At 67.7% G+C, this 232-nt stretch carries 1 protein-coding gene; it reads left to right on the top strand.

Annotation, left to right across the window (positions count from 1 at the left end; translation table 11 throughout):
• Positions 1–232: carboxyl transferase domain-containing protein (locus ADK54_RS20500; RefSeq protein ID WP_324610184.1), on the top strand; the 232-nt coding region annotated here is incomplete at both ends.

Genomic DNA, 232 nt, shown 5'->3' with positions numbered 1-232 from the left:
GCGCAAGGCCTACGGCGGCGCCTACATCGTCATGGACTCCCAGTCCATCGGCGCCGACCTGACCTACGCCTGGCCGACGAACGAGATCGCGGTGATGGGTGCCGAGGGTGCCGCCAATGTCATCTTCCGCCGCCAGATCGCGGAGGCCGACGATTCGGAGGCGATGCGGGCACGGATGGTCAAGGAGTACAAGGCCGAGCTGATGCACCCGTACTACGCGGCCGAGCGGGGC

The organism is Streptomyces sp. WM6378, assembly GCF_001279695.1.
Classification (GTDB): domain Bacteria; phylum Actinomycetota; class Actinomycetes; order Streptomycetales; family Streptomycetaceae; genus Streptomyces.
This window is presented reverse-complemented; position numbering and strand designations above follow the sequence as displayed.